Annotated in this window: 1 protein-coding gene and 1 pseudogene; both read right to left on the bottom strand. The window is 70.8% G+C overall.

What is annotated here, in order from left to right; all coding sequences use genetic code 11:
• Window positions 1–29: 29 nt before the first annotated feature.
• Entirely contained in the window at window positions 30–929 is a 900-nt protein-coding gene (locus tag OG966_RS30750) for a proline iminopeptidase-family hydrolase (RefSeq protein ID WP_326653226.1), read from the bottom strand.
• 192 nt (window positions 930–1,121) lie between these two features.
• Window positions 1,122–12,398: pseudogene (locus tag OG966_RS30745) on the bottom strand (type I polyketide synthase); the annotation flags it as partial.
• Window positions 12,399–12,414: the final 16 nt, after the last annotated feature.

The raw sequence follows: 12,414 nt of genomic DNA, 5'->3' as shown, positions 1-12,414 counted from the left end.
GTCCTCGTGTTCTGCTCGGTGTGCTCGGCTCAGTCCAGCGAACGCAGGTACTCGACGAGCACCTTCATGAACAGCGCGGGTTCCTCGAGGTGCGGGCCGTGGCTCGACTCCTCGAAGACCTCCCAGCGCACGTCGGGGATCAGGTCGAAGTAGGGCTGCACCGCGCCCACGGTCACCTCGTCGTGGCGCCCGGACATGAGCAGGGTGGGGACCTCGATCCGGGGCAGGAGGTCGATGACCGACCAGTCCCGCAGCGTGCCTACGACATGGAACTCGCTCGGTCCGTTCATCGTGAAGTAGACGGTCGGATCGTTGGCGATCTCCATCAGCGACGCGGTGAGTTCGCGCGGCTTGGACGGCAGCCGGAAGACATGGCGGTCGTAGAAGACGTTCATGGCGTCGAGGTAGTCGGGGGTGTCCGTCGTCCCGGCCTTTTCGTGTGCCAGCAGCGCCTCGTTGACCCCCGGCGGCAACTGCGCGCGCAGAACGTCGAGTTCCTCGGCCCACAGCGGGTAGGACGCCGGCGAGTTGGCCACGACCAGCCCGCGCAGGCCCTTCGGCTTTCCGGCGGCGTAGGCCGAGGAGAGCATGCCGCCCCACGACTGGCCGAAGAGCACGAAGTTGTCGGCGATCCCGAGCGATCGGACCAGGTTGTCGAGCTCGTCGAGGAACAGCTGCACGGTCCAGAAGTCCGTGCCCGCGTGCGGCAGATGTGTGGAGCCGCCGTTCCCGATCTGGTCGTAGTGGACGACAGGCCAGCCGTGCTCGGCCAGCGCGGCCAGGCTCAGCAGGTAGTCGTGCGTACTGCCCGGTCCGCCGTGCACCAGCACCACGGTCGGCCGGGCCGACGTACGGTCCCCGGTCACCCGGTACCAGGTCCGGTACGGTCCGAAGGCCACGGTTCCCCGTGCACTCGGTGCCAGCGCCATGCGACTTTCCCTTCCGGACCGGATCGGTGCCGCGCTTGTACCGACGGGATCGGCGCGGCACGCACGGCCGGCAGGTCCAGCGTCGAATGCGACGTTAGTGATGAGTACGGGCCGACGGACCCGCTGCGGCCCCCAGTAGGGGGCACCGTTCCCCCTAAAGACCGCTGGGCGGCCGGGCGGGGGCTACGGCGGCTATCCCTGGTGGACGCGCTCCCGGAGCCAGTCCTCGACGATGGCTGCCGTGGTGTCGGCGTTGTCCTGGATGAGCGTGAAGTGGCTCCCCGGCGCCGGCCGCAGCTCATGGTCGGGGTCCCAGGGCTGGGCCCGCAGGTCGCTCAGGTCGCCGTCGTCCTGCGGACGGTCCAGGAAGTCGCCGGTCGCCCCGACCAACAGCACCGGTGCCGTCACGGAGTCGAGCTTGAAGTCCGGCAGGATGTCGAAGTATCGGCTCATCGCCGACAGCCGCGTGTTGTCGTAGCGGCCGACGGTCTCCTCGACCTCCAGCAGGCTCCGTGCGAGCCGGTCCATGCCGACCACCATCGCCTCGTCCTGCACCCGGTAACTGTCCAGCAGCACCACGCCCGCAGGTATCACACCGTGGACCTGCTCCAGGTGGTGCGCGGTGGCGTAGGCGATCAGGCCGCCGGACGAGTATCCGAGCAGCACGAACGGCTCGCCCTCGGACGCGGCCAGCACGTTCGCGGCCATGACCTGCACGACAGCTTCCGCGGAGGCGGGCAGGGGCTCGCCGGTGCCGAATCCCGGCAGGGCCAGCGCCGAGACCGGACGTGCCCCGCGCAGGTACGACGCCAACTTGGCGTGCTGGTGCAGGCCGCCGCCGGCCATCGGCGTCGAGACGCAGACGACACGGGGGCTGCCGTGTCCGTCGCCCAGCCGGGCCGACGCCGGCAGGGTGGTCAGCTCGTCGCCGGACTCGAAGCTGTCACGAAGCTCGGCCACGGCCCGCAGGACGGTGAACGCCTTGCTGACCTTGCCGGCCAGTACCGCCTCACGGAACAGCGCGCTGAGCGAGTCGGACCCGGCGGGCTCCGGGACGATGTCGGCCGTACGGGCGGTGGTCGCACCGGCGTCGATGGCGGCACCCGCGCCGGAGTCGGTGCCTGCGCCGGTGCCCCCGCCGACCAACTCGGCCTGGATCAGGGCGGCCAGCTGCTCGGGATTCTGCCCGTCGAAGACCGCCATGGCCGGGAGCTGCAACCCGAGCGCCTTGTTGAGTTGGTTGCGCAGCTCGATGGCGGCCAGCGAGTCGAAACCGGACTCGAGGAAGTCACGCCGGGGGTCGACGTCCGCCTCGTTCTCGAAGCCGAGCACTGCGGCGACCCGCCCGAGGACCAGCCGGCGCAGCTCGGCCAGCTGCTCCGTCCCGGACAGCTCGCGCAGCCGCAGCCGCGCAGCGTCGTCCGGATCCGGCCCGGCCGTACGCGCCGCCCGCGGTGCGGGCACCAGCGCGCGGAGCATCGGATGCGGCCGGTCGGACAACCGGCGCAGCGTCGCGATGTCCAGGTGCATCGAGAGCACCGCAGGCCGGTCGGACGCCACCGCGGCGTCGAGGTCGGCGAGTCCCTCCTGCTCGGTCAGCGGCGGCATGCCGGTGCGGCGCATGCGCTGGAGGTCGATCTCGGTCAGCCATTGGCTGATGCCGGTCTCGGCCTGCCACAGCGCGTAGGCGATCGAAGTCGCGGGCAGGCCGAGGGCGTTCCGGTGTGCGGCCAGGCTGTCGAGGGCGACATTGGCGGCGGCGTAAGCGGACTGGCCGCCCGCGAGCAGCGAACCGCCGACGGAGGAGAACAGCACGAAGGCCGAGATCGGCAGCGATGCCGTCAACTCGTGCAGATGCCAGGCCGCGTCGGCCTTGGTAGCGAGCACCGGGGCGAGACGCTCCGGGGTCATGGCGGTGACCATGCCGTTGTCGGCGATGCCCGCCGCGTGCACGACACCCGTCAGGTCCCCGATACCGGCAACCACAGCGGCGAGCGCCGCCCGGTCCGCGACGTCACACGCCTCCACCCGCACACTCGCCCCGGCCCGCGTCAACTCCTCGACCAGCTCCACCGCACCCGGCGCATCGGCACCCCGCCGACTCACCAGGACCAACCGCTCCACACCACCGCTCACCACCAGATGCCGCGCCACCAAAGCACCCAACCCACCCGTACCACCCGTGATCAACACCGATCCACCACCCCAGTCGGGCGCACCGTCCGGGTCCGACGTGCCCAGCCGGCCGACCCGCGCCTGGTGCCAGCGGCCTTCGCGCAGGGCCCACTCGGGTTCGCCGGATGCGGCGACGGCTCGCCAGACTCCGGGGTCGACCGACGCGGGGTCGTCGGCGTCGACCAGCACGAAGCGTCCGGGGTGCTCGGACTGCGCGGCCCGGACGAGTCCCCAGACCGGCGCGGCCGCGACCTCCGTCGGGGTGGCGCCCTCCGGACCGACCGCGCCATGGGTGACCACGACCAGCGTGGCTCCGGAACGCTCGGGGTCGTCCAGCCAGCCGCGGACGGCGTCGAGCACCGCTACGGCGAGATCCAGCGCGGCCGCCGGGACCGTGTCCCCGGCAGGTACACAGTCGGCGACGACGACCGGGCCGAAGGCGGTGTCGAGCTCGGCCGGCCGAACAACCGGCACCGGGCCGGAGCCCGCGAGCGGGGTCACCGCGGCCGGCATCCACGTCACCTCGAACAGCGTGTCCGAGGCCCGGGCGACAGCGTCACCGACCTCGCGCAGCACGAGTGAGTCGATCACACCGACCGGCCGCCCGGCGCCGTCCGCGAACTCGACGCGGACCGCATCGGCACCGCGGGCCGAGAGCCGCACCCGCAGTTCGCGAACCCCTGTGCGGACCAGGCGTACGCCCTGCCAGGCGAAGGGCAGCATGGGGCGCGAGCGCGGCGCCCGGTCGCCGTGCACCCCGAAGCGCAGCCCGTGCAGAGCAGCGTCGAGCAGCGCCGGGTGAACGGTGTGTGCCGAGACGTCGATTTCCTCGGGCAGCGCGATCTCTGCGTAGACGTCGTCGCCGTGCCGCCAGGCCGCGCGCAGGCCCTGGAACGCCGGACCGTATTCATAGCCCTGCTCGAACAGCTCGGCGTACACGTCGTCGCTGTCTATCGGCGTCGCCGCCTCGGGCGGCCAGACGGTCAGATCGGGGTCAGCGCCGTCGGGGCTGCGTGTGGTGAGGGTGCCGGTGGCGTGGGTGGTCCAGTCGGTGTCCTGGCCGGGACGGGAGTGGATGGAGACCTCGGCCTGCTCCCCCGCCCGGACCACCTGCACCTGCACATCCACACCACCATGCCCGGGCAGCACCAGCGGATCACTGATCACCAGCTCCGCCACCTCCCCGTACCCCGTCAGATCAGCAGCATGAACCGCCATGTCCAGAAAAGCCGTACCCGGAACAATCACCACCCCACCGACCGCATGATCAGCCAGCCACGGATGACCACCCAGACCCACACGCCCCGACAGCACCGTCGCCGCACCATCCGCCGTACTCACCACCGCCGCCAGCAACGCATGACCCGCATCACCCAACCCCGCCCCACCCACACCATTGGTGGCGGCGGCCGATGACGACTCCGACAACCAGTACCGCCGACGCTGGAAGGGGTAGGTGGGCAGGTCCAGATGGCGTGCCGGGGCGGGGGCGGGCAGGTGCCAGTCGACGGGCAGGCCGGAGGCGTGGAGGTGTGCGGCGGCGGTGAGGAGCGTGGTGTGCGCGGTGGTCGCGGTGCCGTTTTTGGGGCGGCGCATCAACGGCGCGAACGTGACCGTGTCGGTCCCGTCGAGGCTCTGGCGGGCCAGAGCGGTCAGTACCGCCTCCGGACCCACCTCCACCAGCCGCGACACCCCCAACCCGCGCACCGTGGCCAGACCGTCGGCGAACCGCACCGGCTCCCGCACATGCCGCACCCAGTACCCCGGATCCGTCAACTCCCCGGACACCAGCCCACCCGTCACATTCGAAACGACAGGAACCGACGGCTCCCGGAACGCGAGGGAAGCGGCAACCCCGGCGAACCGCTCCAGCATCGGCTCCATCAACCGCGAATGAAACGCATGCGACACCGGCAACCAACTACTACGCACCCCATGCTCCTGGGCGCGGGCAGCGACCGTCTCCAGCTCCCGCACAGCACCGGAGACCACGACCGCGGCGGGGCCGTTGACCGCCGCCACATCCACCCCCAGACCAGCGGTCAACTCCCCGGCCGTCTGAGGATTTGCGGCCAGGGCGAGCATCCCGCCACCGGCAGGCAGAGCCTGCATCAACGACCCACGCGCCACCACCAACCGCGCCGCATCCTCCAGACTCAACACCCCCGCAGCGAGCGCCGCGGAAATCTCCCCCACCGAATGCCCCACCACCACATCCGGCACCACACCCCAATGCCGCAACACCGCAACCAGACCGGCCTGCACCACAAACAAACCCGCCTGAGTGAACACCGTGGCATCCACCCCCGCCGGATCCTCCCCCCACACCACCTCACACAGAGGCCGCTCCAGATGCACATCCACCGCCGCACACGCCTCATCAAACCCCGCCGCAAACACCGGATCCGACCCGTGCAGCTCACGGCCCATACCCAGCCACTGCGAACCCTGCCCCGTAAACAACCACCCCGTACGCCCCGACACCACCCGCCCCACCACCGCACCCGGACCTGCGGACGCCAACGACGACGAACCCGGAACTGCGGACGCCAACGACGACAGCGCATCAATCGCCTCCTCCCGGCTGGACGCGATCACCACCGCCCGGTGCTCCAGCCCCGCCCGCCCACGAACCAGCGCCGACGCCACCTCCCCCACACCCACATCCGCACGCCCAGCCCACCAGGACGCCAACCGCCCCGCAGACTCAGCCAACGCCTCCGCCGACCGCGCCGACACCACCAACGCACTCCCGGCAACACCCTCCGGCCCGGCGGACTCCCCCATGGGGGAGTCCGGGTCCTCGGACGTGGTCAAGTCGTCGACAGCCGGGGCCTGTTCCACAATCACGTGGGCGTTGGTCCCGCTGATACCGAACGACGACACCGCCGCCCGCCGCGGCCGCTCCACCACCGGCCAATCCCTCGCCTCGGTGAGCAGCGACACCGCACCCGCCGACCAGTCCACCTGCGACGACGGCGCATCCACATGCAACGACGCCGGCATCACACCATGCCGCATCGCCTCCACCAACTTGATGACGCCGCTCACCCCGGCCGCGGCCTGGGCGTGACCCAGATTCGACTTCACCGACCCCAGGTACAGCGGCTCACCCGTCCGGTCCTGCCCATACGTCGCCAACAACGCCTGCGCCTCAATCGGATCACCCAACCGCGTGCCCGTCCCATGACCCTCCACCAGGTCCACATCGGCGGCGGACAGACCCGCATTGGCCAGTGCCTGCCGGATCACCCGCTGCTGCGACGGTCCATTCGGAGCCGTCAACCCATTTGACGCACCATCCTGATTGACCGCCGAACCCCGCACCACCGCCAGCACCGGATGCCCCAACCGCCGCGCATCCGACAACCGCTCCAACAGCAGCAAGCCGACGCCCTCCGACCAGCCGGTCCCGTCCGCCCCCTCCGCGAACGCCTTGCACCGCCCGTCCACCGACAACCCACGCTGCCGGCTGAACTCCACGAACATGGCCGGTGTAGCCATCACCGTGACGCCGCCTGCGACCGCCAGCGAGCACTCCCCCGAACGCAACGCCTGCGCCGCCAGGTGCAGCGCCACCAGCGACGACGAACACGCCGTATCCACCGTCACCGCCGGCCCCTCGAAACCGAACGAGTACGACACCCGGCCGGACACCACGCTGCCGCCGCTGCTGAGGTCGCCGTAGTCGTGGTACATCACGCCCGCGAAGACGCCCGTACGACTGCCCTTCAGCGTGCCGGGATCGATCCCGGCACGCTCGAACGACTCCCAGGCGGCCTCCAGGAAGATCCGCTGCTGCGGGTCCATGATCTGCGCCTCGTTGGGGCTGATTCCGAAGAACACCGGGTCGAACTGGTCCGCGTTGTGGAGGAAGGCGCCGCGCTCGGTGTAGCTCTTGCCCGGTGCGCCCGGTTCCGGATCGAAGAGACCGTCGAGATCCCAGCCACGGTTGGTCGGGAACGGCCCGACGGCGTCGACACCGTCGGCGACCAGCCGCCACAGGTCCTCCGGCGACGACACCCCGCCCGGATAGCGGCAGGCCATCGACACGATGACGATCGGCTCGTCCTGGTGCGCGGCTGCGCGGACGACGGCGGCGGCGGGCGCCTCCTCGACCGTGGAGCCGACGAGCATCTCGTCCAGCAGAGCTGCGACGGCGGACGCGTTCGGGTGGTCGAAGATCAGGGTGGCCGGCAGCCGCAGATCGGTGGCGGCGTTCAGCAGGTTGCGCAGTTCGACGGCGGCCAGCGAGTCGAAGCCCAGTTCCGAGAACGGGCGGTCCGGCTCGACGTCGTCCGCACCCGTGTGGCCGAGGATGGCGGCGACGCGGCTCCGGACGAGGTCCAGCAGACGACGGGCCCTGGCTACCGGGTCCAGCCCCGCCAGCACGGCGGCCAGCCCGGACGAGGCGGACACGGTGGACCGGGTCACCTTCCGCCGGCCGGCCGGTACGAGGCTGCGCAGCAGCGCCGGGAGCTCGTCGGTACGCGTACGCAGTGCAGCCCGGTCGACGGGCGTTGCCACGACCTGGGGCCGCCCGCAGGCGAGGGCGGCGTCGAACAGCGCGAGGCCGGTGTCCGCATCGAGCGGAGGCAGGCCGAGGCGCTCCAGCCGCTGCACGTCGGACTCGCCGAGCGCGCCGCCCATACCCTCGTTCCGCCAGAGGCCGTAGGCGAGCGCGGTTGCCGGAAGGCCCTGCCGCTGCCTGTGCTCGGCCAGGACGTCGAGGACGACATTGGCGGCGGCGTACGCGGACTGGCCGCCCGCGAGCAGCGAACCGCCGACGGAGGAGAACAGCACGAAGGCCGCGATCGGCAGCGATGCCGTCAGCTCGTGCAGATACCAGGCCGCATCAGCCTTGACCGCCAGGACCTGGCGGAGACGCTCCGGGGTCATGGCGGTGACCATGCCGTTGTCGGCGATGCCCGCCGCGTGCACGACACCCGTCAGGTCCCCGATACCGGCAACCACAGCGGCGAGCGCCGCCCGGTCCGCGACGTCACACGCCTCCACCCGCACACTCGCCCCGGCCCGCGTCAACTCCCCGACCAACTCCGCCGCACCCGGCGCATCGGCACCCCGCCGACTCACCAGGACCAACCGCTCCACACCACCGCTCACCACCAGATGCCGCGCCACCAAAGCACCCAACCCACCCGTACCACCCGTGATCAACACCGACCCACCACCCCAGCCGGGCACACCGTCCGGGGTCAGCTTCTCCAGGCACGGCACGAACCAGGCGCCGTCGCGGTAGGCGAGCTCGGTCTCTCCGGAGGCCGCGACGGCGGACCATTCTGTGGAGTCGAGGGCGGCGGGGGCGTCGACGTCGGCGAGGACGAAGCGTCCCGGGTTCTCGGCCTGCGCCGCGCGGACGAGACCCCAGACGGCGCCGGCCGCCGGGTTCTGCGGTCCGTCCGGCCCTACGGCGGCGCGGGTGAGCACCACCAGGGTGCGGCCCGACCCGTCGCCATCGGCGAGCCAGGTCTGAACTGCGGCCAGCGCGGCCTCGGCCGCGGCAGCGGCGGCCTCCGGGACCGGCGCCTCATGCGGTGTGCAGTCGCAGACCACGACCCGGTCCGCGACGGTCTCCAGGTCGTGGGGCACGACGGTCGGGACCGGCTCCGTCGCGTTCGACGTGCCAACCGTGACGGGCTTCCAGGCCACGCCGAACAGTGCGTCGGAGATGGGTGTGGCGGACGAGAAGTGGTCGGGCGCGATCGGGCGGGAGGCCACGGAGCCGATCGTGGCCACCGGCCGTCCGCTCTGATCGGCGACGGACACTGCCGAGGCGGGCTGTCCCTCGCGGCGCTGGATGCGCACCCGCAGTGCCCGGGAGCCGACGGCATGCAGCGCGACGTCGGTCCACGCGAAGGGCAGGAACGTCTGCCCCTCCGCTTCGTCGTCCCCGGCGATCAGGTCGACATGCAGAGCGGAGTCCAGCAGCGCCGGGTGCAGGCCGTAGCTTTCCGCTTCGGTCGAGTCGGGTAGTACGACCTCGGCGAACACGTCGTCACCTAGACGCCAGGCCGCGCGCAGGTTACGGAAGCTGGGTCCGTAGTGGTAGCCGCGCTCGGCCAGTCGCTCGTAGCCGCCCTCGATCGGGATCGGCTCGGCGCCGGCAGGTGGCCAGGCCTCGAGGTCGAAGCCGGCCGGCGTGCCCGCCGTCGACAGAACCGCCTGCGCGTGACAGGTCCAGTCGTCGGCATCGCCGCTGTCGTCCGGCCGCGAGTGGATACTGACGCCGTGCCGGCCGGTGTCGTCGGCCGCACCGACGCTGATCTGCACCTGGACGCCGCCGGACGCCGGGATGACGAGCGGGGCCTGCAGGGTCAGTTCCTCAAGCGTGGGGCAGCCGACCTCGTCACCTGCCCGTACCGACAGCTCTACGAAGCCGGTACCCGGGAAGATGATCGTCCCGTTGATGTCGTGGTCGGCGAGCCAGGGCTGGCTGTCCGGGGACAGCCGCCCGGTGAGGACCACACCACCGGTGTCGGCAATGGTGACAGCCGCACCCAGCAGCGGATGCCCGGTCGCGGACTGCCCCACATGGCGCGGATCGCTCCCCGCCACCACCGAGTCCTGCCAGTAGCGCCGGCGTTGGAAGGGGTAGGTGGGCAGGTCCAGATGGCGTGCGGGGGTGGGGGCGGGGAGGTGCCAGTCGACGGGCAGGCCGGAGGTGTGGAGGTGTGCGGCGGCGGTGAGGAGGGTGGTGTGCGCGGTGGTGCCGTTTTTGGGGCGTCGCATCAACGGCGCGAACGTGACCGTGTCGGTCTCGTCGAGGGACTGGCGGGCCAGAGCGGTCAGTACCGCCTCCGGACCCACCTCCACCAGCCGCGACACCCCCAACCCGCGCACCGTGGCCAGACCGTCGGCGAACCGCACCGGCTCCCGCACATGCCGCACCCAGTACCCCGGATCCGTCAACTCCCCGGACACCAGCCCACCCGTCACATTCGAGACGACAGGAACCGACGGCTCCCGGAACGCGAGGGAAGCGGCAACCCCGGCGAACCGCTCCAGCATCGGCTCCATCAACCGCGAATGAAACGCATGCGACACCGGCAACCAACTACTACGAATCCCATGCTCCTGGGCGCGGGCAGCGACCGTCTCCAGCTCCGGCACAGCACCGGAGACCACGACCGCGGCGGGGCCGTTGACCGCCGCCACATCCACCCCCAGACCAGCGGTCAACTCCCCGGCCGTCTGAGGATTTGCGGCCAGGGCGAGCATCCCGCCACCGGCAGGCAGAGCCTGCATCAACGACCCACGCGCCACCACCAGCCGCGCCGCATCCTCCAGACTCAACACCCCCGCAGCGAGCGCCGCGGAAATCTCCCCCACCGAATGCCCCACCACCACATCCGGCACCACACCCCAATGCCGCAACACCGCAACCAGACCGGCCTGCACCACAAACAGACCCGCCTGAGTGAACACCGTGGCATCCACCCCCGCCGGATCCTCCCCCCACACCACCTCCCGCAGAGGCCGCTCCAGATGCACATCCACCGCCGCACACGCCTCATCAAACCCCGCCGCAAACACCGGATCCGACCCGTGCAGCTCACGGCCCATACCCAGCCACTGCGAACCCTGCCCCGTAAACAACCACCCCGTACGCCCCGACACCACCCGCCCCACCACCGCACCCGGACCACCCGACGCCAACGACGACGAACCCGGAACTGCGGACGCCAACGACGACAGCGCATCAATCGCCTCCTCCCGGCTGGACGCGATCACCACCGCCCGGTGCTCCAGCCCCGCCCGCCCACGAACCAGCGCCGACGCCACCTCCCCCACACCCACATCCGCACGCCCAGCCCACCAGGACGCCAACCGCCCCGCAGACTCAGCCAACGCCTCCGCCGACCGCGCCGACACCACCACGGCAACAGCCTCCGGCCCGGCGGAATCCTCCATGGGGGAGTCCGGGTCCTCGGACGTGGGCAAGTCGTCGACAGCCGGGGCCTGTTCCACAATCACGTGAGCGTTGGTCCCGCTGATACCGAACGACGACACCGCCGCCCGCCGCGGCCGCCCCACCACCGGCCAATCCCTCGCCTCGGTCAGCAGCGACACCGCACCCGCCGACCAGTCCACCTGCGACGACGGCGCATCCACATGCAACGACGCCGGCATCACACCATGCCGCATCGCCTCCACCAACTTGATCACACCCGCCACACCCGCAGCCGCCTGCGTATGCCCCAGATTCGACTTCACCGAACCCAAATACAACGGCTCACCCGCACGCCCCTGCCCATACGTCGCCAACAACGCCTGCGCCTCAATCGGATCACCCAACCGAGTACCCGTCCCATGCCCCTCCACCAGGTCGACCTGGTCCGCACCGACCTGCGCATTGGCCAACGCCTGCCGGATCACCCGCTGCTGCGACGGACCATTCGGAGCCGTCAACCCATTCGACGCACCATCCTGATTGACCGCACTCCCCCGCACCACCGCCAGCACCGGATGCCCCAACCGCCGCGCATCCGACAACCGCTCCACCAGCAACAGGCCGACACCCTCACCCCAACCCGTACCGTCCGCCCCCTCCGCGAACGCCTTGCACCGACCATCCACCGACAACCCACGCTGCCGACTGAACTCCACAAACGTCTCCGGCGTCGACATCACCGTCACACCACCGGCCAACGCCAGCGAACACTCCCCCGAACGCAACGCCTGCGCCGCCAGATGCAACGCCACCAACGACGACGAACACGCCGTATCCACCGTCACCGCCGGCCCCTCCAACCCGAAGACGTAAGAGACCCGACCGGAGGCGATGGCACCGGTCGCGGCGTTGTACGGGTAGTCGTGATACATCACGCCCGCGAAGACACCCGTACGACTGCCCTTCAGCGTCCCGGGATCAATACCGGCCCGCTCGAACGCCTCCCAGGACGCCTCCAGCAACAGACGCTGCTGCGGGTCCATGATCTGGGCCTCGCTGGGACTTATGTTGAAGAAGGCCGGGTCGAACTGGTCGGCCTCGTGCAGGAAGCCACCCTCCCGCGTGTAGGACTTGCCCTCGACGCCGGGCTCCGGGTCGTAGATACCGGCCACGTCCCAGCCACGGTCGGCCGGGAACGGCGACACCCCGTCGCGCCCCTCGGCGACCAGCCGCCACAGATCCTCCGGCGACGACACCCCGCCCGGATAACGGCAGGCCATCGACACGATCGCGATCGGCTCCCGGCTGTCCGCCGTGATTTTGCGCAGCTGCCCACGCAGCCGCTCGGTCTCCTTGACGGACGCACGCAGCGCCGTGACGAGCTTCTCGTCGGTTCCG

The organism is Streptomyces sp. NBC_01750 (assembly GCF_035918095.1).
GTDB lineage: Bacteria > Actinomycetota > Actinomycetes > Streptomycetales > Streptomycetaceae > Streptomyces.
This window is presented reverse-complemented; position numbering and strand designations above follow the sequence as displayed.